Origin of the sequence: Enterococcus sp. E5-37 (genome assembly GCF_035726925.1) — a bacterium.
Lineage (GTDB): Bacteria > Bacillota > Bacilli > Lactobacillales > Enterococcaceae > Enterococcus_B > Enterococcus_B faecium.
In genome coordinates this window covers 56940-79674 of sequence record NZ_JAPMLG010000009.1, presented here as the reverse complement: position 1 = coordinate 79674, position 22735 = coordinate 56940, and the positions used below count along the sequence as shown (strand labels likewise).

The following is a 22735-nucleotide window of genomic DNA, read 5'->3' as shown; positions in this document are numbered from 1 at the left end:
CTTTTCACGAACTTTATCTGAAAAAACATTCCATTTGTTAAGATATGCCAATTATACCTTTTTTTATTCAGAAAAAAAACATAAAATTACAGGTTTTTAATTTATTTGACGTACTTATAAATACTCTTTATAATGAAGGCTATGATCAGACTTTAGAAAGGTCGTGAGTGCTTTGACCACAGGAATTGTAAAATGGTTTGACAACAAAAAAGGATACGGCTTTATCAGTTATGATGACACAGAAGAAATTTTTGTACATTTTACTGCGATTGAAGAAGAGGGATTCAAAACTTTGGAAGAAAATCAAGTGGTCGAATTTGAGATCATCGAAGGGAATCGAGGAACACAAGCTGCCCATGTCAAGAAGGGCAACGTTCAGACTACCGACACTAGTATGCATGAATAGATAAACAAATAGAGTGAGACGCTAAACGGGATGAACCGTACGTCTCACTCTTTTCTTTTCCTGTAAAAATTCGTTTTTTTAGGTTCCGATTTTTAAAATTAGCTTTTTCTTTTTTTCGTATAAGGATAAGGAATTGATTCTGATTTGGGTCCGTTTTTTTCAAAATGATCAAAAAGGACTACTTGATCTTTTTTTCGCATCATGAAAACAGATGGGGCTTTCTCATCTTGCAACATCATTTGCACCCCAGTATTAGTTGGCGTCAAAGATCGAATCTGTCCGACAGATATTTCTCGGTCTTTCCAAAAAGCAGCGTAACGTATAATCACAGAGTTTGATTTTAAAATAAAAGAACGCCGCAAACCTAGAAATAGAAAAACAAGAAAAATACCTAAAACAAAATTGCTTTTCCAATAAGGACCTGTGTTTTCTAAAGAAAGAATCAGACTAAAAAACAGAATGATCAAGGTCAATGACCAATAGATGATCGTATGTGCCAGTTCAGGCTGCCATCGAATATTTTTTTTCATTCTCTAACCTCTCACCGATTCAGTAATGATATAATCTTACCATAACATTAGTTTGAACAAAAAGGAGAATCTCTTTTTATGTTAAAAGTATACATTGATGCCTCTACAAAAGGCAACCCTGGTCCTAGCGGAGGCGGAATCTTGATTGTCTATCAAGGTAAACAAGAACAGCTATCTATCCCGCTTTCTGTAGGGACAAACCATCAAGCAGAATTCGAAGTCTTTTTAAAAACTTTAGAATTTCTAAAGAAAAACGACTTACAGAATGAAACGATTTTCTGTTTTTCAGACAGCAAAACACTAGTTTCTACGGTCGACAAAAACGCAACGAAAAACGAGCTCTTCCTTCCCTACCTTCAAAGAATCCAAGAACTTCTATCCGAATTTTCTTTATTGATCCTGCAATGGTTGCCCGAAAACAAAAATAAAGGAGCAGATAATCTTGCACGTCAGGCTCTCCAAAAACAATTAAAAGAAAAAAAGACTCTTTAAATTAAAAACTTTAAAGAGTCTTTTTATAGTTTCTTATTTAATATAAAAGATAATTGCGATCAAACGTAATTTCCAATTGGTAATCTCCGATTTTTTCTTCTATTTGACTACGTAAGATTCTTTCTAGTTCTGTATCATCAAACTGGAATTTCTCAGGGACCACTACATCAAATTGCAGCGTTTTTCCTTGATGAATTACTCTAAAATCATGAATATTAAGCCCTGTACCTGTTTCAAGAAGAATTTGCTTTAACTGCCGCAAGATATTATAGTATTTTTCGTTATCAACAGGCATTGGATCCAAGTGACAGACAAGTTCCACATCCAAAGACTTTTTAAAGTCTTTTTCTATCAGATCAATGATCTTATGGGCCACATTCAAATTCATTGATTCATCTACTTCGATGTGGACTGATGCAAAGCGTTTATTGGGTCCATAGTTATGCACCAATAAATCATGATAGCCAAGTATATCATCGCAAGCATTTAAATGCTCTTCCATTTCTTCAATCTCTGCTGGCGTTGGGCGACTTCCTAATAGTTCGTATACAAAATTTCGAAGCATCGTCAATCCACTATAAAGGATATATAATGCTAAAGCAAAACCTATATATCCATCGATACGCCATCCAGTTACCCATTCGATTGCTGCTGAAAGCAATACAGCCAGTGTAGTAAAGACATCATTATAACTATCTGTTGCTGTAGCTCTCAATGTTTCAGAATCAATGGATTGCGCAATAACCCGATACATTTTTCCTTGTGCAAATTTCAAAAAGATGGAAATGATTAGGACAAAAAAGACGATGGGTGTTAAAGAGACATTTTCTGGATGGATGATTTTTTCAGCAGAAGACTCTAAAAATTGAAATCCTACATAAGTAATGATGATCGAAACAAATAACCCACTGATATATTCGAAGCGTTCGTGTCCATAAGGATGTTCCTGATCTGCTGGCTTTGCAGCAATTTTAAATCCGATCAAAGTCAATATGGATGAAGCAGTATCTGATAGACTGTTCACTGCATCAGCCATAATGGAGACACTTCCTGAAAAAAGCCCGATCATTAGCTTAGAGACAAACAAGATCAGATTCGTAACCAATCCTAAGATACCCGCTAGTACTCCTTTTTTTGTCCGCTGTTGCGGTATTTGTTTCTTTTTTTCTTCTTGTTTCTTAACCAAATTTTTTACCCCTTCTAGTTTGCTTGTTGCTCAGGTAAAAAGATGGAGAGGACGATTGTTTTCCTCTCCTCTCTTCCTTTTTCTATCTATCGTGCGTCCTATTACTATTAAAAGATGGTCATTATTCTGGTTTCAACGGTGTTGCTGCAAATAACGCTTTTGCTAGTAATGGTGTTATGATTCCCGCACCTATTGCTTCTGGTATCCCATTGATTGCTGCAACCCCTGCTAAGGTTTTAAATAAAAGAGCAGAATCTACACCATAGGCATCTGCCGTTGCACCTGTATAAAATAATCCCATGAATCCTAACACTAAGACTGTATTGACCAATGAACCCAGTACCCCTGCAAAGGCTGAGCTGATCGTTATTGATTTATTTTTTTGATAAATCCAGTGGAAAACCAAGCCTGCTACTAAGCCAACAAGTACTCTGGGAACTACCGAGATAATCGGATTCGTGAACACTAATGTATCAAATGGCGTTGTTGGCATGGCATAGGCACGAACAATTGTAGCGATTCCCCAAAACAAGCCAATCACCATGCCATCTTTTGGGCCTAATACTACTGCAGCAATAATTACTGTGATATGGATAATTGTTAAACTAATGAATCCTAATGGAATAAACCCCAGCCAAGGAACCATCGCTTGTACGATGATGATTGCTAACAAGATCGCACGTAAGACTAGTCGAAAGGTCTTATTTCTACTATTCATTTTTTCACCCCTTTTTATTTATACTAATCGTAAAAATTTCTGTCACTTTCGTCAACTAAAGACCATCCGAATCCGACCATTTGATTAGATGCGCCAGCCAATTGAAAAAAGTATGAGGGCAAGACTTGTTTGTCTTCGCCCCCATAATCATGTTTCGTTCAATGTTTGAACTTTTGTTTTTCTGTCAAACGTAAACGCCCTATTGTTGCGCAACCCATTCTTTCGCAGCTTTAAGTGCATCTGGAATACCAGCAGGATTTTTCCCGCCAGCTTGTGCCATGTCTGGACGTCCACCACCGCCACCGCCTACTTTCGGTGCGATTGCTTTAATCAAGTCGCCAGCTTTTAGTCCAGCTTCATTTGATTCTTTCGTCATTGCCGCTAGCAGACTGACTTTTCCTTCTTGTTCGTTTGCTAAAACAAGAATATCTGAAATATTTTTTTGTTTCCATTGGTCAGCTAATTGACGCAGCTGATTCATATCTTTCACTTTTACTTGTGCTGCAATGATTGTTTTTCCATTGATCGTTTCTGGATCTTTGAATACATCACCAGCTTGTTGATTCGCTAACTTGCTAGCTAATTGTTCATTTTCCTTTTGTAGCTCTCTTACTTGCTGTTGCAATTGTTCCGCTTTTGAAACAACTTCCTTCAATTGAGGTGATTTAACAATTGTTGCTACTTGTTTTAGTTGTTTTTCTTCTTCTTCAAGTAGTTCGTACGCTTCTTTACTTGTTACAGCCTCGATTCGTCGCACGCCTGCACCAATTCCTGATTCAGAAACGATTTTGAAGATTCCGATGTTTTCTGTATTTGCTACATGTGTGCCTCCGCACAGTTCGATTGACCAGCCGCCAATATTTACTACTCGAACGTCATGTCCATATTTTTCACCAAACAAAGCCATTGCACCCATGTTTTTGGCTGTATCGATATCTGTTTCAATTGTTTCAACTGGGATAGCTTCCCAGATTTTTTCGTTGACGATTCTTTCCATTTCAGCTAATTCATCTGAAGTGATTTGACCAAAGTGGGTAAAGTCGAATCGTAAATGTCCAGGAGCGACTAAAGAACCAGCTTGATTTGCATGCTCGCCAAGTACTTCTTTCAATGCCTTGTGCAGTAGATGGGTTGCTGTATGGTTTTTGATGATCCGATTGCGCATCGATTGATCAATCAATAGATGATAGGTTTGTCCTTCACTCATTGGTGCTTTTACTTCTACGGTGTGCATAAATTGACCATTAGGCGCTTTTTGAACATCTGTAACAACTGCTACGATTTCGCCTACTTCATTCATGATCCATCCTTGATCCGCTACTTGCCCACCCATTTCTGCATAGAAAGGTGTTTGATCAAAGATCATTTGAGCTTCACCTTCTGCGACTTCATTCAAAAGAGACTCACCTTTAACGATGACCAATAATTGACTATCTGATTCTTGTTCTGTGTATCCAATGAATTTACTTTCTACTTTGATATCTGTCAATAAAGCAGATTGTACCCCCATTGATTTTTCAGTACTGCGGGCAGAGCGAGCACGTTCGCGTTGTGCATCCATTTCTTTTTCAAAACCAGCATGATCAACTTTCAGTCCTTCATCTTCTGCCACCTCTTCCGTTAATTCTACTGGGAAGCCATATGTGTCGTATAGTTTGAAGATGTCTTTTCCTGCTAGAGTCGTCCCGTTTTCGTTTTTTACTTCTTGGATCACTTGATTTAAGATTTCCAAACCTTCATTGATTGTTTCATTGAAACGTTCTTCTTCTGTACGGATAACTTTTTCAATAAATTCTTTTTGTTGAAGTACTTCAGGATAATAACTTACCATGATTTCCCCAACAACAGGGACTAAACGATATAAGAATGCTTGTTCAATACCTAATTTTTTCCCATGCATGACAGCACGACGAAGCAAACGGCGTAAGACATACCCTCTCCCTTCATTCGATGGCAATGCACCGTCGCCAATAGCAAATGAAAGGGCGCGAATATGATCTGCGATTACTTTGTAAGAAATATCTGTTACTGGGTTTTCACCATATTTTACTTGTTTGCTTAGCTTTTCTACGGCGTGGATAATAGGCATAAACAAGTCTGTCTCAAAGTTCGTTGGCGCATCTTGAACGATTGAGACCATGCGTTCCAATCCCATCCCCGTATCAATGTTTTTATGAGGAAGTGGTTCAAATGTGTTATCAGGCTTATGGTTGAATTCTGAAAATACTAAGTTCCAGATTTCTAAATAACGTTCATTTTCTCCTCCTGGATAGTTTTCAGGATCGTCTTCTGCTAAATCGTTATAAGCTTCTCCACGGTCATAGAAAATTTCCGTATCCGGACCACATGGGCCTGCACCGATATCCCAGAAGTTGTCTTCTACATCAATAATGTGATCTAACGGCAGGCCAACTTCTTCATGCCAGATGCGTTTTGCTTCTGTATCTTTTGGATAAACTGTTACATAAAGTTTTTCTGGAGCGAATGCCATCCATTTTGGATCAGTCAAAAATTCCCATGCCCAGTGGATGGCTTCATTTTTGAAATAGTCGCCAATCGAAAAATTACCCAGCATCTCAAACATCGTATGGTGACGTGCTGTTTTACCGACATTTTCGATATCATTTGTTCGAATAGATTTTTGGGCATTTGTGATTCTTGGATTTTCTGGCACAACTGAACCATCAAAATATTTTTTCAATGTTGCAACACCAGAGTTGATCCACAATAAGGTTGGATCGTTCACGGGGATCAAAGACGCACTAGGTTCAATCGTATGTCCTTTAGATTGGAAGAAATCAAGAAACATTTGTCGAACTTGTGCACTACTTAATTGTTTCATGTCATTACCTGCTTTCTATAAATTAAATACAAAAAAACACCATCACAGCCAAGGACGAAAACTCGCGGTACCACCTTGATTGCAATGATGTGTAATCATTACCTCTTAAACTCGATAACGCTGAGCTGCGTCGGTATTTCTACCAAAATAGAAAAAGGGAGCAATTTGATTAGTGACTATTCTTTTTTCAGCCAAGAAAGAATTTTCTGTGAGTCTTAAAAAAACAAATCATATCCTTTTCGTACTTAATTAGTATACGCATTCTATTGATCACTGTCAATATCTCAATTTTTATTTTCATTTCCTTTTGGTCATACTCCACGATTTTTGGTACGATAAGAATAAAGGAATCAATACATCTCTGCTATTCATGACAAGGAGGAATATGATGAAAAAAATAGTTGGAGCGGATGAATGGATACGCGCAGCTAGCTGCTTTTTGAGATATCAAGTTTTTGTATTAGAACAAGGGATTCCTGCAGAACTAGAATTCGACGGAAAAGATATCCCGCAACAAACCTATTATCTATTTCTTGATCAAAAAAGACCAGTAGCTACTTTGCGTTATGAAAAGAAAACACCTACTTGCTTCAAGCCGGAACGATTTTGCGTAGCAAAAGAATACCGAGGAAAAGGGTTAGGCGGTCAGTTGCTTGAAGCTGCTGAAAAACGGGCGGTTTCAGAAGGTTGTCAGACTAGTTATGTAGTAGCTGAAATGACGGCTGTAGATTTTTATGAAAAACAAGGGTATCATACTTGCACAGAACCTTTTATTGAAGACGAAGTACTTTGTATCGGAATGGAAAAAAGTCTAGCTTAAAAACAAGAGGCTGTGACACGCCTTTTGTCACAACCTCTTGTTTTTTATTTATGCGAATTTTTCTTATTTTTACGAGCAGTACGACTTTGCTGTCTGCGTTCGATTTTGCGTTCTTTTTTATTTTTTTCTGCAATTGCCCAATCGATTTTTTTCTTATAACCAGGCTTGATCTTTTTCTTTTTCTTCTTCACAAGACCAATCAGCGTGGGATCTAATACATCTTTTGATTTTTCTCGTTTGGCACGTCTATTACGATCGTATGTTTTGACGATTTCCCCATTTTTGATTTCTTTTGGTTCAAATGAGACGCCCAATTTTTCTATCGCATCAATGGCTTGCTCATCATTTGGCGAATATAACGTAATGGCCGTTCCTTTTAAGCCATTACGTCCAGTACGTCCGACACGATGGATAAAGAAGTCTAGATCTTCTGGAATTTCTGCATTGATAACATGAGAGACACCTTCGATATCGATCCCTCTAGCAGCTAAATCAGTCGCTACAACATATTGATACTCCAGATTCTGTACTTGTCGCATCACTCGCTTTCTCTCTCTTGGTGTGATGTCTCCATGAATCTTTGCTACTTTCAAGCCTTGGTTTTTCAAGTAATCGGCAATTTCATCCACATGCTGTTTTGTATTGGCAAATACGATTGCTAAATAAGGATGACCAATTGTCAGCAGTTGATAAATCATTTGATTCTCATCTTTACCTTTTGTTGAAATCAGCCAATTTTCAATGTCTTCAGAAATAACTGCTTTTGGTTTGATTTCTTCAATGATTGGATTTTCCATGTATTTTCGCAAGAATGGACGAAGTTTTTCTGGAATAGTGGCAGAAAAAACTAAAAACTGCAGCTTTTCTGGTAATCGACTTGCAATTTGGTCTACTTCATTTAAAAAACCCATATCCAATGTCATATCCGCTTCATCGACAACAAATGCAAATGCGGTGTGAATCTTCAGCGCTTGTTCATTTATCATGTCTAATATTCTACCAGGCGTGCCTACTACAACCTGTGGCTGTTGGTGATGCAGACGATTTAATTGACGCTGTTTGTCTGTACCGCCGACAAAATTCGAGACACGGATCTCCGGTGTAGAAAATTTAGCGATTTGTGTAGCTGCTTCATAGATCTGTGCAGCTAGTTCCCTACTTGGAGCTGTAATAACAACTTGTACTTCCTCTTTTTCTGCATTGATTTTTTCAAACAAAGGCAACAAAAACGTATGTGTTTTTCCTGTACCAGTTTGAGATTGCCCAATGATATTTTTTCCTTTTGCAATTAAAGGAATCAAACGTTCCTGGACCTCTGTGGGCTGTTTGAAGCCCTTTGCGGTTAACGCTTCATTGATAAACGGTTTGAAGCGGAATATATCAAAATTATTCATTCGTGCACCTCTTCTCTTTAAATTATCACGACTTTGGCATTATAACACAGACAAAGCGTTTTTGCTCAGCTAATTTCGAGAATCATCATCCTTTGTTTGGCCAATCGTGCTAACAGTATATGTGTGACTAGCTTTTTCATAAAACAGAATCCGTTTTTTTCTCAAAAATGATAGCAAGATATTTAAAATAAAAATACCTTGCAGTAACAAGACACCGAGAGAAATGAATACTGCACTCATCTGCAACACCGTATTCGTTGTCGAATTCATGATTTGCTGAAGCAACTGCCCCAACCAGCTTAAACCATAAAAAAGAAAGTACAGATACCCGTAGCGGATCATCAATGCTTTTAAAGAAATTCGTTCGCGGTCTTCTTCCACCAAACGGATACGCACAATTTTTTTGCCAAGTGTCCATCCATTGGTTATAAACGGTACAATCATAAAGTATACCCCTACTTCTAATAAAAGCCACCAGATATGAGAAGTAACTGTCCCTGAATCGAACGCAAGTTTAAAGAAAATCGCCGCTACCAAATTAATAAGAGATAAAAATGTCCAGTCGATCAAATAAGCGACCAAGCGTCGAGTCAATGAGACAGTCTTTCCTTTTTCATAAGAAAGTTCATCCATTCGTCTTCTTGTAGGAAGCATAAATGTAAATAACGGCGTAACGACAAAACCAATGATTCCACCCAATGTATTTGTCACTAAATCATTCACATCAAATAAGCGGTATGGTCTTGGGTAGATAAAATAAAGTCCACTTAACTGTGTTAGCTCAAAAAATAGTGATAGACAGAAACTAGCAATCATCGTTTTCATAAAAGAAAGCCGGAAATAATATCTTAAATAAATGCCAAATGGTATGAGTAATAAAACATTAAAAGCTGGTTCCAAAAATACACTCTGCTTCATTGCCGGCAGATAGGTACTAGGTTCAGACAATACCAATACCGTGTTGTCTCTGAAATGTTGCCATGAAGCAAACAAATGCAGCTCCATCTTTGGCCCTGTCATTTGGGCAACCGTCTCCTTTGCCGGAAGTGGTAAGATCACCAAAAAATACGCACACAATAAATAAAAAACGAAAGAATACAAAATAACTGCCCTTGTTACTAGAAATGTTCCATACTTTCGATATTCATAAATAAAAAAACAGATGAGATCGCTAAGGCTAAAAATGGAAAAACAATCAGCGCAAAACGAATCGGTTCGATATAACTTGCCATATGACTCCTCCTTGATTCTTTGTATCTCTCTTATCTTAGCAGTCCTTTGCTGTTTCAAGCAAGTAACGAGGCTATTATTTCTCATTTCTTTCAAAGTAAAGTAAGATAAACACAAAGGGGGTGTCGAGATGCTGAATATGTACTTTGTTTTTGGCGTACCTATTTTTTTACTGTTCCTTTATGCTACGATCGCTTATGTAAGAAAAAGAACTACAATTCATTATTTAGGATTTATTCTCCTGATTATTTCGGGTTTCATGCTAGTCTTCAATCTTCAGACTTGGCAGCAAGCACTTCTTGAAATGGATAAAATTTCTCCACAAGCTTTGTCTAAAGTGCTTGGCTACCCTGTCTATCTGATTTGGCTTCCCATTTTCATTTCTGGTTGCTTGGTTTTATTAAATATTTATCGCGGCGTACACCGAATAGTTCAGTTACGCAAATCAAAGTAAAAGGCAGAAATCGGTTGAGCCCGATTTCTGTCTTTTACTTTGCTATTTCATCGTAGACAAAACGACATTTACGTGATCAAAATTAACGAGTACTTTTGACATTTCTTCCACGTACTCCTCATTTAAATAAAATATTTTGTTTGGCAGAGAAGTGCAGTTCTAATAAAATTCGAATGTTTTAGCTATCTACGTTTTAAATAGAGATAAATCGGGATACCAGCAAGTGTCAATACTATCCCCATCGAAGCTAAAAAGGTCTGAGTGATAAGCGTGCTTGATACGATAAAAGTCCCTCCAATGATTGCTACTAGTGGAATAAACGGATACATTGGAACTTTGTATGGTCGAAACAAATCAGGTTCTTTTTTACGAAGAAGAATGACACCAACAAAGACCATTGTATAAAAAATCCAAATGACAAAGATCAGCATATCCGTTAGTGTATCAAAACCACCGACCATCATCATGCCAATAGCGATGACTAGCTCTAAGATACCTGCGGCTACAGGAACTTTAGTTTTATCATGAAGTTTAGCAAAGAGCTTGCTAAAAGGCAGGTTGTTTTCTTTTGCCATAACATAAGGGAGACGCATTCCAGTAAGGGTATAGCCATTGATGGTTCCATAAATAGAAATCAAGATACCAACTGTGACCAGTCTTCCACCGAAGCCGCCAAAAATCATTTTTGCAACGTCACTTGCCGCATTGCTGTTTCCTGCGACTCCGTCGATAGATGCGGTTCTTAAGAACACCGCATTTACTAATAAATAAACGATCATGATTCCGATGATTCCTAAAGAAATTGCTTTTGGCAAATCTTTCGCCGGCTTTTTCAATTCTCCCGAAATATTTCCTACGTGTATCCAACCGTCGTATGCGAACATCGTTGCTAGCAAGCCAGCTCCCAAAGCAGAGAAAAATGAAAGGTTTTCTCCTGCTTGGATCGGAAACAGTTGGAAGTCTACTCCTTCTTGTCGGAACAAACCGAAAATAACAATCACAAACAAAGGGATAAGCTTGCAGACAAGCGTAATCGACTGAAAAGCCCCTCCAGCTTTAGAACCTAAAAAATTAATCAGCAGGATCGATACAGCAGCTGTAACAGCTACGGGAACAATCATTGACTGGGAAAGACCAAATAGATTGACGAGCTGCTGTATTTCCGTAAATCCGTTCGATATATTTAATCATCCCTCCTGTTTCTGGAATAGCAGCTGCCAGTTCAGCTCCTGTTAGTCCTGCACAGACAGAAATCATACCACCGAGAAACCAAGAAAACATATGCAAACTGGCGGATCCTGTAACTTCTGCTACGCTTGCGGCTTTAAAAAATACCCCTGCACCGATCACTGTGCCCATAACAGTCGATAAAGCAGTAAAAAATCCCATCGTACGTTTTAATTCATTTTCTATTTTTACTTCTTTTACTGGCGTGGCTTGATATTCTTCCATCCCTTGTCCCCTTTCATACCATAGCCAATCCCAAAAGTATAAAAAACTTTTTGGATGTGGTTCTTGTTTTATACCGTCTCTACCAATTTTTCTTTCAGTTTTTCCAACATATCCTTTGTCATCGCATCTAAGTCGTATTTCGGCGAAAAGCCCCATTCCTCTTGCGCACAAGAAACATCTAGTGAATTTGGCCAAGATTCTGCTATTGACTGACGTACAGGATCCACATAATAATCCATTTCAAAATCTGGTATGATTTTTTGAATAGATGCTTTGATCTCTTCCGGGTCAAAAGACATCGCCGATATATTGAAGGCATTTCGATGAACCAATCGATCAGGATCTGCATTCATGAGTTTTATAATGGCATCGATCGCATCTGGCATATACATCATATCCATTGATGTACCTTGATCAATGAAACTAGTGTACTTTCCTTCTTTGATTGCTGAATAATAAATATCGACTGCGTAGTCTGTCGTACCGCCTCCTGGCAAGGTTGCATAAGAAATCAATCCAGGGAAACGGACACCACGAGTATCTACGCCATATTTCACATAATAATAATCACATAGTAGTTCTCCAGCTACCTTCGTTACCCCATACATGGTTGTAGGACGCTGAAGAGTATCTTGTGGGGTATGATCTTTTGGAGTATTTGGACCAAACGCGCCGATTGAACTTGGCGTAAAAAATTTCAGCTGGAATTCTCTAGCGACTTCCAATGCATTGACCAGCCCAGTCACGTTCAAATCCCAGGCTAATTGTGGTTTTGCTTCTGCAACAGCTGACAAAAGAGCAGCCAAATGAATCAATGTGTCCACTTGATATTGTTCTGCTATGCTGCGCATTTTTTCGTAATCCATTACATCTAGGATCTCAAAGATATCGTTTTTCTCAATGACTTCAGGCATGCGTATATCTGTCGCAATAACATTTTCACTACCTAGTTCTTGACGCAACCGTGCTATCAACTCTGAACCAATTTGTCCTAAACATCCTGTCACCAGTACTTTTTTCATAATGAACCTCCCCTGATCATGTTTACTACTAACTTCAGATGATTAACAATATATGCGTGAACATGTTCTCTAATTTTAAATAGACGAAAAAACTAAATTTAGTTAAATAATTTCCATTTCTTTTCCTATTTTTTGATAAACTGCTACTGCTTCATCAAGCATTTCCCTCGTATGTTCTGCAGTCGGCATATTTCTGATCCTGCCTGTCCCAAGAGGCACAGTTGGATAAACGATTGGTTTAGCATAAATCCCATGTTCGATCAGCTTCTTAGAGAAAGTCTGAGTCACTTTTTCATCTCCCAAAATGACTGGAGTAATAGGTGTTTCAGACATACCGATGTTATAGCCTACTTTTTTCAATTCTTCTTTAAAATAATTAGCATTTTCCCAAACTTTTTCGACAAGTTCCGGATGTTCTTGCATCAAAGTAATCGAAGCCAATGCAGCTGCAGCTGCACCTGGAGTTAGCGAGGTAGAAAATAGGAATGGCCGACTTCTAGCTTTCAACCAGTCGATTAGTGTTTTCGATCCAGCTACATAACCCCCAACAACACCTATAGCTTTCGATAACGTGCCCATTTGCATATCGATTTTGTCGCTTAATCCAAAATGCTTGACGGTTCCTGCACCTTTTCCAGTTACGCCTGAGCCGTGCGCATCATCAACGTAGGTGATCAGTCCATATTTTTCAACAATCGGAATAATTTCCGGCAATCGTGCAATGTCTCCATCCATGGAGAAAACACCATCTGTGATATACATGATTTTTTTATATTTCTTACTTTCTATCGCTTCCTTTGCTTTTTTCTCAAGGTCTTTCATATCTTGATGTTTAATTCGGATGATTTTTGCTCCGGATAAGCGGCAACCGTCAATAATAGATGCATGGTTTAATTCATCCGATAAGATAGCATCTTCTTTTGTCATTACTGCAGAGATAGCGCCCATATTGCAGTTGAATCCAGATTGAAAGGCGATTGCTGCTTCTGTCCCTTTGAATTCTGCGATTTTTTCTTCTAATTGCTGATGGATTTTCAGCGAACCATTGATCGTTCGGACTGCTCCTGCTCCTACACCATAAGTTTCGGTTGCTTCAATACATGCTTTTTTCAATTCTTCGCGATTGGCAAATCCAAGATAATTGTTGGATGCTAGATTGATCATCTTTTTTCCGTCTACGATGATACAAGCACCATTTTCACTTTCTAGTATGTCGATCGTATTGTATAACCCCTTTTCTTTCAGTTGATCCAATTCTTTCTCTAAATACATTGTTAGTTCTTTGGAAGACATTGTCTCCACCTCCATATTCATCTGTCTTGCAGAACATACCAAACATATATCGTGTCATTCATCTACAAAGCAAGTATGCCATATTTTTGATAACGCTTACACTGAATATGAGAATTATTTAACCACATTTTTTATTTACAGTATCTTTTTACTTTCAAATGACTTATATGGTATGAACAATTACCTTTTAGATAATGATCTATTTTACTTTATCTGGGCAGATAAATACAACACAACCATTGATAGAAGCCCTTTCGTCAAAAACAATTGTATTCTGAATATTTAATTTATTTATTGCATAGACCAATAAAAATACATAAAACTTCCATCTTCATTTATCAGCAATTTTTAATTTTACTCTCTGAATATTTCTTAAAAGTTTTACTTGTTGAATTCGAAAAAAGGACTGTGACAAAAGTCTTGTCACAGTCCCTTCTTCCGAATAAACGGTGTTCTCCTGCCAATTCCGAATCACAAGTCACAATATTCATCAAACATGAGAAGCTATTTTTTGAAATTGTTCCTTGTGACTCGGAGCTGAACGGCAGGCTCACGACCTCTTGGTAAACAGTGTTCCAGAAGTAACTTTTACGGAAAATGATCCGAAATATCTTGGAGCTGACCACTTCTGTCACAACCTCCATCATTTTTTGTTATTTTTGATCCAATTGTCTGGAGTAAAATTTTCATCGTCAATAGACCATTCCAGAAAAAATTCTTCTAAGAATTCACGCATGAAGGTTTCTCTTCGTTTGGCTTCTTCATATCCGTAATCAGTATTCATTTTATCAGACAGCAAGAACAGTTTTTCATAAAAATGATTGATCACTGTCGTGCCTTTTCGGTAATTTTCTTTGTCCTTGAATGTTTGCGGATACAGTTCAGGATCAAAAATCGGGTGCCCATGTCCACCGCCGAAATAAGCAGTACGCAAAATGCCGATTGCTCCTAACGCTTCGATACGATCAGCGTCTTGAACGATCTTACCTTCCAGAGATAGTTCGGCCGCTTCAGAGAGATTTTTAGAAAAGGACATATTTTCGATAATGGAAAAAATCATCGAGATCTGTTCCTCTACTATTGGCAAAGAGCGAAGGAATACACGAAGCTGTTGCTTTGCTTCTTTCTCATTTTTAACGACTTTATCATCAATTGTATCATGTAGGTAAGCTGCTGCAAGCGTCACAAAGCGGTCTGCCTGCGGTTCTGTCTCCAAAATTTTTTCAGCTAACTTGACAACTCTTTTGGTATGATCGCTCCCGTGTCCTGTTTGATCATGCGCTAATTGGTCCATACTATAATCAGCGATCACTTGTAATTTATCCATTCAGTCCACTTCTTTCTTAAGTAAATAGCTGAAAACATCTATAGATTAGATGAATTTCAGCTATCTTTGTAAATTGTATTTTATTTTACCTGATATACATTAAAATACAGGTCTTTCATATAGTCGATCAGGTATTGCGGATTAAGCGGTTCATGTGTTGCATCCATGATTAATTGATTTGGTTTTCTAGATGCACCATATTGATGGATATGCTCTGACATCCAGTTTTTGATTGGAGAGTAATCGTCTGACGCTAGAACATTTTCCACATCTATTTCTTGTTGCAAAGAATGAAGTAATTGCGCAGCATACATATACCCTAATGCATAAGATGGAAAATAACCAAAACTTGCTCCTGACCAGTGAACGTCTTGTAAGATCCCTTCCACATCATTTGTTGGTCTTATTCCTAGATACTCTTCATACTTTTGATTCCATATTTCAGGTAGTTTAGCAATATCCACACCTTCATTGAAAATCATTTTTTCGATTTCATAACGAATGATGATATGGAGAGGGTAAGTCAAACTGTCTGCCTCGATACGAACCAAACTTGGTTTTGTATGGTTTAATGAACGATAAAATTTGTCAAAAGGAATATCATCGAATGTTCCTTCTGCACATTCTTGAAAGAAAGGATATTGCTTTTTCCAGAAGCTGCGACTACTTCCAATAATGATCTCGTTAAACAACGATTGTGATTCATGGATACCCATTGATGTACCTTCATAAACCGGTGTATAAGCATATTTATCATCGATGTCTTGTTCATACATACCATGACCAGCCTCGTGGATCACTCCAAAAACAGCCATTTTGAAATCTGTTTCGTCCCATCGTGTCGTGATTCGTGCATCATTCGGATTAATTCCAGTCATAAATGGGTGGACAGTGTCATCTAAACGACCACGGCTAAAATCATAACCAAGTTGTTCGATTACTTTCACTACAAATCTCTTCTGTTGCTTTTTCGTCATTCTCCGATTTAAAAAGTCTGTTTCAGGTTCAGTCCCTTTTTCTTGGAGCGTACGGCGGATCGAAAGAATTCCTTCTTTAAGCTGATCAAATACCTTATCAAGGATTTCGACAGTCATCCCGGGTTCGTATTGATTCAGCAAAACATCATAATTCGTCTTTTCATCTTTTCTCCAGTAAGGTATCAACTGTTTTGTTAATTCAATATTTTGATTCAATGCTTGTTGAAAATCAGAAAATTGTTGTGTTTCTCTAGCTTTTTGCCATTGTCCGTGTGCTGAAGAAACGGCAGCTGTATATTTTCTCATAAGATCTTCCGGTACGCGATGTTCCAAATCATACTCTTCTTTTACTTTAGCAAAAACGGCAGTTCCAACTTCCGACAATTCTTCCGGATGTTCAGAAAAATAGCGAATGGCTTCTTTGATTTTTGGACCGATTTTTTTTGAAAAATAAATGCTGTAAAGATAGCTGTCTACTTCACTTCGGTATGCACTAGCTTTTTCAGGCATACCTGTTTGTGTATCCCACTCGAGGATCCATAAAGCTTGTTGTAGAAGGTCGATTTCTTTTACTTCTTGTAAAAACTCTTTTTCTTTCATTCCTATTCCTCCAAACATCCAATTGAATGAATCAATTAGTAAGATTATTTGTCTTTCTATTTTTTTCTAGGCGGTCGAGTTCCCCAATACTGGAATAGATCCGTACGCAATGCACCATTATACAATTTTCTTTTTTTGGTTGCTTTTTGTCCGTAAAATTCCTCAAACGCTAAGTCGCTAGTCAAGATATATTTACTCCATGTTTTTAATGGACGGAACACATCGCCCATTTCTTTATATAATTTTCGAACGGTTTCTTCTTCTCCTAGACGTTCTCCGTAAGGCGGGTTAGCCACGATGACCCCGTATTCTTTATCCGTTTTGAAGTCTTTGACTGCTTGTTGCTTAAAGGTAATCGAAGAGCCTAATCCGATTTCTTCTGCATTGGCTTTGGCAATTTCAATCATCCGTCCATTGATATCTGAACCAGTAATATCTAATTCAATATCATAATCTGCTTTTTCTTCGGCTGCTGATCGAACATTTTCCATGATTTCTTGACTGAACCAATCCCAAGATTCGCAAGCAAACTCACGATTGAATCCTGGTGCGATATTATGGCCTATTAAGGCTGCTTCAATACAAAGCGTACCTGAACCACATACAGGATCATAAAATGGACGGTCTTTTCGCCAATTTGTCAGCATAATAAGTGCTGCTGCCATGTTTTCTTTCAATGGTGCTCCACCTTTTTCTAAGCGATAACCACGTTTGAATAAACTTGGTCCTGTCGTATCCAGAGTTACCATCACATGGTCTTTCAGCAAAGCTACTTCCAACTGAAAATGTGCGCCAGTTTCCGTCAGTGGTACAGAAGCTGGACGGTGATAATAGGTACGGAGACGTTCAACGATTGCTTTTTTTGTGATCGCTTGGCAATCAGGTGTGCTATATAGTTTCGACTTGATCGATTTTCCAGCTACAGGAAAAGCTGCATCTAGTGGAAGAAAATCTTCCCAAGGCAATGCTTTTACGCTTTCAAACAATTCATCAAACGTATACGCATCGAATTCCCCAACCACGATTTTTACTCGATCTGCTGTACGTAACCATAAATTAGCTGTAGCGATCGTTTCCATTGTTCCTTCAAAACGTGCACGTCCGTTCTCAACTTGGCATTCGATTCCAAGATCTCTTAATTCTTTACCAACCAGTGCTTCTAGCCCGCTTGCCGCAGTTGCGACGAGGTTGAACTTCCTGTTTTTTTCCATACACAATCTCCTTATTTATAAAAAAAGGAGGTGGGACATCAGTCCTACCCCACACTTTTACTCAAATTCCGAATAACCGGTGATACAAAAGTTTGTTTTGTAATAAGAACGACTCATCTGAAGTATTGAAAAATAGCTTTCGAATGTTTTTCTTGTTTCTTATAACGCATTACTTTTGTCACGACCTAATTCCCTGATGTTTGCGGTTTTCTATAAGCCATGTTCTGTACTTTGCTTTTCCAGGGAGAAAAAACAAAGCGGTAACCATCTATCTGCAGTTATACTGCCTTTTTGTCCTGTTCTTCTTCCAGACAAAAAGCGCCCCTACCATTGTTTGGGTTGCTCGCTCGAGGGGTTTACCGCGTTCCACCGGATGAGTTTCCCCAGCCGCTTCGTCACTGTGGCACTTTCAAGGATACTTAAGCATAGCCGAAGCCTTAGCTTGTTTTCCTGCCGTTACTCCAAAGAGTACCTTAGCTTATGGTTTCGCTAAGCACGAACACTACAGGCATCACAGCCTGTGCGAGCATGGACTTTCCTCAGCCTGATCAAGTCAGACCGCGATTACCCGAAAACCGCAAATTCATTAATCAAAAATTAAAATTGACGTGTTTTTTCATTATCATCTAAGCTTGTGTCTGCATTTGTGTAGTTATTTGGATTAGGTTGTGCTGGTTTGACTGCACTTGCTTGTTGATCAAGCTTTTTACCAAATACTTCACGTTCAAGATTTGACAAGCGTTTTAAGATATCAAAATTGGTCACTGCTGCGCTCTTTGGTGCCTCTGTTTGTTGCACGCGTGTTTGAGCTGCTCCTTGAGTTTTAGATAATTGAGCTACTTTTGCACTCAATCGATCGTTTTCTTCTTGTAAAGCAAGGAGTTCTTTGCTGTAAGTTTCATAATCTTTGATGATATTGTCTAAGAATTCATCAACTTCAACGGGATCATAGCCGCGCATTTTTGTTTTGAATTCTTGTTGTAAAATGTCTTTAGGACTATAAACCAAATTCGCCATATTTACACCTCTAGTTTTCATTTACGTAATAACATTTCTACCTTTTTCATTGTATAGGAAAAAAGTTGATAAATCAAACACAATATCGATTATTCACTAAAATTTTGAAGATCGTCCATACTGATCAGCCGAATTTCGTAGGGATGATCTGCTTGGTAATTCTGTGCATCTTCAAAAAAATACTTCGTTTTTCCAGGGAATTCTTCATCATAGATCAGCAAACAGCCCACTGTATGTTCAAGTATAAAACGAGTATGATTCTTTAACTGACTAGGTGATTGATAGGGTTGATGGCTAACAGCTTCGACATAATCTGCTAATTGTTCTGCTAATTGTTTTTTTTCTTGGTTCCCTTCATTCCAGTTATTACCAAAATCAGAAAAAGGATACAAAATACCAAGAGATAGTTCCGGATATTCTTCTTTCAATTCCGCTACTATTTGCACAGCCCATAGTTCGACGCCTAGATTTCCACTAACGAGTACCCATTCCAGCCCTTCTTCTGCTAACTGACGGAGTTCTTTTTTTAAAACATTTTTAACAACTTGGATTTTAGGATCATTTTCTTTAAAAACACCGAGTTCGAAACTTCGATACCCGGACACATAGATTACTTTTGACTTATCCATCTCAGATTCCTTTTCTTTCTATCCGCTTTTTTGCTATAATGTGGCCTAGGAGTGTGATTAAAGATGGTATTGCGCTATCCAAATGGCCAACCTTATTATAAGAATGCCTCTCCCGTCGAAAAAATTCAAGAAAAAAGAAATCAGATCACTGAATTCGGCAATCGGGGGATGCGCTTTGAAGAAGCAATCAATGAAAGTAATAAATATTATCTTTCCCGCGGGTTGGCGGTTATCCATAAAAAGCCTACCCCTATCCAAATCGTGAAAGTAGACTATCCTAAGAGAAGTGCTGCTGTGATCAAGGAAGCCTACTTTACCCAAGCCTCAACTACAGACTATAATGGCGTCTATCGAGGCTTTTACTTGGACTTTGAAGCAAAAGAAACCAAGAACAAAACATCTTTTCCCTTTAAAAACTTCCATGCCCATCAAATCGAACATATGAAAGCATGCCTCGAACAAAATGGGGTCTGCTTTGTCTTGTTATGGTTTTCGTCTTTGAAGCGCTGTTTTTATTTGAATAGTGTTCATTTGATTGCTTACTGGGACGCCCAAAAGGAAAAAGGACGCAAATCACTACCTTTATCTTTGATCGAAGAACTAGGAATAGAGATCAAAACTGGTATTTCTCCGCGGATTCCTTATTTGGACGCGGTTGACTTCTATTTATCAACATTATCTATTGAAGGAGAAAGCAAGAATGGCAAATGAACAAACTAGAAGCTCTAGACGACAGAAACAGCCTACTCCTAAAAAGAGCGTGAAGAAGAATTCTGGCAAAGGTTCTGGAAAGTCCTCTGGAACACATAAAAAAGGATTATTTATCAAGATCCTTTTAGGAATACTCTCATTTTTCTGTATCCTCTTTTTAGCAGGTGTAGGACTTTTCTGGTATTACGCAAAAGATGCGCCCGAATTGACGGATAAAAAATTAGACGCTACCGTATCTTCCAAACTATATACACAAGATGGCGAACTATTCGAAGATTTAGGCGCAGAAAAGCGTGAAAAAATTTCTGCGAATGAATTACCGAAAACATTAGAAGATGCGATCGTGTCGGTAGAAGATCGCCGTTTTTATAAACACATCGGGGTTGACCCTATTCGGATCATCGGTTCTGCCCTCTCTAACTTTACCTCTGGCGGACTGCAAGGCGGAAGTACTTTGACACAGCAATTGATCAAACTTTCCTTCTTCTCCACTAGTGCAGAGGATCAGACCCTGAAACGCAAGGCCCAAGAAGCGTGGATGGCTGTAAGATTGGAACAAAAAAAATCGAAACAAGAGATCTTGACCTACTACGTAAATAAAGTGTATATGTCAAACGGCTTGTACGGGATGGAGACAGCTTCTGAGATATACTTTGGCAAGAAATTATCAGAACTTTCTTTACCGCAAACAGCATTGCTTGCTGGGATGCCTCAAGCCCCTTCCGCCTATGATCCTTATGTTTATCCAGATCAGGCGAAGAAAAGACGAGATACTGTTTTGTATACGATGCTTCAAAACGAAAAAATCTCTCAAACAGAGTATGATCAAGCTGTCAATGTACCGGTAACGGATGGTCTGCAAGAACTAACTCAATCCGATGACAATACTAAGATCGTCGATAATTACGTCAAAGAAGTCATCAATGAAGTACAAGAAAAAACAGATAAGAATGTCTACACAGACGGTTTAGAGATTTATACGAATTTGGATCTGGACGCCCAAAAGAAACTATATGATATCGTCAACACGGATCAGTATGTCTCTTACCCAGACGACGAGATGCAAGTTGCCTCCACCCTTATCGACACCAATACCGGGAAAGTAAAAGCCCAGATTGGCGGACGTCACATCGCAGAAGACGTAACTTTAGGAAACAACTTAGCAGTGAATACTTCCCGTGATTTTGGTTCTACGATGAAACCTGTCACAGATTACGGACCAGCTTTTGAATATTTGAAATATTCTACTGGAAAAACTATTACTGACGCACCGTATAACTATGAAGGGACTTCGACTCCTGTAGGAAACTGGGATAATCAATATATGGGCACCATTACTTTACGCCAAGCACTTTACTTATCCCGTAATGTTCCAGCAGTCAAATTATTCAATGAAGTCGGTTCAGATAAAGTGGCTTCTTTCTTAAAAAATCTTGGGATCGAATACAGTACGATCCATCAATCGAATGCGATCTCTAGTAATACGGAAGAACAAGATGGGACAAAATACGGAGCTTCTTCCTTAAAAATGGCAGCAGCCTATGCGGCTTTCGCCAATGGAGGGACTTATTACAAACCTCAATATGTTAATAAAATCGTCTTCCAAGACGGAACAGAAGAAACTTATGAGCCAGATGGAAAAACAGCCATGTCTCCAGAAACAGCTTATATGATCACAGACATTTTAAAAGATACGATCACTGAAGGAACTGGTACGAATGCGCAAATCGCTGGGTTATATCAAGCCGGTAAGACTGGAACATCCAATTACACAGATGACGAGTATGCAAAACTTGGTATTTCTTCTGGGGTGTATCCAGATATCTTATTTGCGGGCTATACGCCAAATTATTCGATTTCCGTGTGGACAGGTTACAATAAAAAAATGACACCTGTCACTTCAGAATCGTCACACGTAGCCTCTGATGTTTATCGCGAGCTTATGCAGTATGTTTCAGCTAACGTGACAAATACAGACTGGGAGATGCCAAGCGGATTAATTCGTGTGGGCGGTGAACTGTACTACAAAGATCAATATACAGCTAGATCGAATGCAGTTACACCATCAACAACTATTCCATCTTCCAGCTATGTCCAGACTCCTGGAAGCTCAACAACAGAGACAACGACTCAAAGCTCTAGCTCTACTAGTCAAAGTGAATCAACTGCTGAGTCCTCAAAAGAAAGCACGACAGCAGAAACAAGCGAGCCAGCGTCTTCAACAACGGTTCCTTCTTCTTCATCCGAAGAAAGCTCGACACCGTCTTCATCTGCTCCTCCTGCTTCTTCCAGTGAGCCAGCAACTAGCGGAGCGGATGCTGCAAATGACCATACACCATCCAGTAGCACCTCAGCTTCTGGAAACAGATAGTAAAAAAGAAACCACACTTTTAGACGTGGTTTCTTTTTTGTGTCTATGTAAAA

The 22735-nt window shown here is 38.5% G+C and carries 18 protein-coding genes, 1 other RNA gene and 2 pseudogenes; 6 read left to right on the top strand and 15 right to left on the bottom strand.

Features of this window, described 5'->3' with window-relative positions; translation table 11 throughout:
• Positions 1-172 precede the first annotated feature (172 nt).
• Positions 173-406, top strand: a complete 234-nt coding sequence (locus OS138_RS08950) for a cold-shock protein (RefSeq protein ID WP_002303804.1) — start codon at positions 173-175, stop codon at positions 404-406.
• A 98-nt stretch (positions 407-504) separates the two neighbouring features.
• Here OS138_RS08950 and OS138_RS08945 read toward each other — a convergent pair whose 3' ends face one another.
• Positions 505-936, bottom strand: coding sequence for an EbsA family protein (locus OS138_RS08945; RefSeq protein ID WP_002295850.1), 432 nt, complete (start codon positions 934-936; stop codon positions 505-507).
• 78 nt (positions 937-1014) lie between these two features.
• On the opposite strand from OS138_RS08945, the gene OS138_RS08940 reads away from it, so the two are divergent.
• A complete protein-coding gene (locus OS138_RS08940; protein WP_044145043.1) occupies positions 1015-1428 on the top strand; it encodes a ribonuclease HI family protein in 414 nt (137 codons plus the stop codon).
• A gap of 37 nt (positions 1429-1465) precedes the next feature.
• On the opposite strand, the gene OS138_RS08935 is transcribed toward OS138_RS08940, so the two are convergent.
• The 3 genes from OS138_RS08935 to alaS all read right to left on the bottom strand — a co-directional run bounded on the left by OS138_RS08935 (position 1466) and on the right by alaS (position 6174).
• Positions 1466-2614: a cation diffusion facilitator family transporter gene (locus tag OS138_RS08935; RefSeq protein WP_325070021.1), complete on the bottom strand. Its 1149-nt coding sequence runs from the start codon at positions 2612-2614 to the stop codon at positions 1466-1468.
• A 121-nt stretch (positions 2615-2735) separates the two neighbouring features.
• Positions 2736-3332 (bottom strand): ECF transporter S component, encoded by a 597-nt coding sequence (locus OS138_RS08930; RefSeq protein ID WP_002295844.1) that lies wholly within the window; start codon positions 3330-3332, stop codon positions 2736-2738.
• Between the two features lie 199 nt (positions 3333-3531).
• Positions 3532-6174, bottom strand: coding sequence for an alanine--tRNA ligase (gene alaS / locus OS138_RS08925; RefSeq protein ID WP_325070020.1), 2643 nt, complete (start codon positions 6172-6174; stop codon positions 3532-3534).
• Between the two features lie 388 nt (positions 6175-6562).
• Between alaS and OS138_RS08920 the strand changes: the two genes are divergently transcribed.
• On the top strand, positions 6563-6994 hold the full coding sequence (locus OS138_RS08920; protein WP_002295842.1) for a GNAT family N-acetyltransferase: 432 nt from the start codon (positions 6563-6565) through the stop codon (positions 6992-6994).
• Between the two features lie 44 nt (positions 6995-7038).
• Here OS138_RS08920 and OS138_RS08915 read toward each other — a convergent pair whose 3' ends face one another.
• Positions 7039-8388, bottom strand: a complete 1350-nt coding sequence (locus OS138_RS08915) for a DEAD/DEAH box helicase (protein WP_325070019.1) — start codon at positions 8386-8388, stop codon at positions 7039-7041.
• 69 nt (positions 8389-8457) lie between these two features.
• Positions 8458-9620: pseudogene (locus tag OS138_RS08910) on the bottom strand (VanZ family protein).
• Positions 9621-9748: 128 nt separating this feature from the next.
• Here OS138_RS08910 and OS138_RS08905 point away from each other — a divergent pair.
• A complete protein-coding gene (locus tag OS138_RS08905; protein WP_325070018.1) occupies positions 9749-10072 on the top strand; it encodes a hypothetical protein in 324 nt (107 codons plus the stop codon).
• A gap of 182 nt (positions 10073-10254) precedes the next feature.
• Here the strand turns inward: OS138_RS08905 and OS138_RS08900 are convergent.
• The 9 genes and pseudogenes from OS138_RS08900 to OS138_RS08860 all read right to left on the bottom strand — a co-directional run bounded on the left by OS138_RS08900 (position 10255) and on the right by OS138_RS08860 (position 19600).
• A pseudogene (locus tag OS138_RS08900) lies at positions 10255-11431 on the bottom strand (APC family permease).
• Between the two features lie 161 nt (positions 11432-11592).
• Positions 11593-12546, bottom strand: coding sequence for an L-threonine 3-dehydrogenase (locus OS138_RS08895; protein ID WP_325070017.1), 954 nt, complete (start codon positions 12544-12546; stop codon positions 11593-11595).
• A gap of 102 nt (positions 12547-12648) precedes the next feature.
• Positions 12649-13839: a glycine C-acetyltransferase gene (locus OS138_RS08890; RefSeq protein ID WP_002289186.1), complete on the bottom strand. Its 1191-nt coding sequence runs from the start codon at positions 13837-13839 to the stop codon at positions 12649-12651.
• 643 nt (positions 13840-14482) lie between these two features.
• Positions 14483-15166 carry an HD domain-containing protein gene (locus OS138_RS08885; protein ID WP_087625788.1) on the bottom strand — a complete coding sequence of 228 codons (684 nt, stop codon included), beginning with the start codon at positions 15164-15166 and terminating at the stop codon, positions 14483-14485.
• A gap of 80 nt (positions 15167-15246) precedes the next feature.
• The gene (locus OS138_RS08880; protein WP_325070016.1) at positions 15247-16743 is read right to left on the bottom strand and encodes a carboxypeptidase M32; all 1497 of its coding nucleotides are present in this window, start codon (positions 16741-16743) and stop codon (positions 15247-15249) included.
• Between the two features lie 56 nt (positions 16744-16799).
• Complete coding sequence (locus tag OS138_RS08875) at positions 16800-17954, bottom strand: THUMP domain-containing class I SAM-dependent RNA methyltransferase (protein WP_325070015.1); 1155 nt, start codon at positions 17952-17954, stop codon at positions 16800-16802.
• A gap of 208 nt (positions 17955-18162) precedes the next feature.
• Positions 18163-18530, bottom strand: an RNA gene (gene rnpB, locus OS138_RS08870) — RNase P RNA component class B.
• 21 nt (positions 18531-18551) lie between these two features.
• The gene (gene gpsB, locus OS138_RS08865) at positions 18552-18971 is read right to left on the bottom strand and encodes a cell division regulator GpsB (protein ID WP_002295835.1); all 420 of its coding nucleotides are present in this window, start codon (positions 18969-18971) and stop codon (positions 18552-18554) included.
• Positions 18972-19060: 89 nt separating this feature from the next.
• Positions 19061-19600: a DUF1273 domain-containing protein gene (locus OS138_RS08860; RefSeq protein ID WP_002295832.1), complete on the bottom strand. Its 540-nt coding sequence runs from the start codon at positions 19598-19600 to the stop codon at positions 19061-19063.
• Positions 19601-19663: 63 nt separating this feature from the next.
• Here OS138_RS08860 and recU point away from each other — a divergent pair, with 63 nt between their 5' ends.
• Together recU and OS138_RS08850 are read left to right on the top strand one after the other, a co-directional pair.
• Entirely contained in the window at positions 19664-20311 is a 648-nt protein-coding gene (recU, locus tag OS138_RS08855; protein ID WP_002289604.1) for a Holliday junction resolvase RecU, read from the top strand.
• Complete coding sequence (locus OS138_RS08850) at positions 20301-22682, top strand: PBP1A family penicillin-binding protein (protein WP_325070014.1); 2382 nt, start codon at positions 20301-20303, stop codon at positions 22680-22682. The genes recU and OS138_RS08850 overlap by 11 nt, the downstream gene beginning before the upstream one ends.
• The last annotated feature ends 53 nt before the right edge of the window (positions 22683-22735 follow it).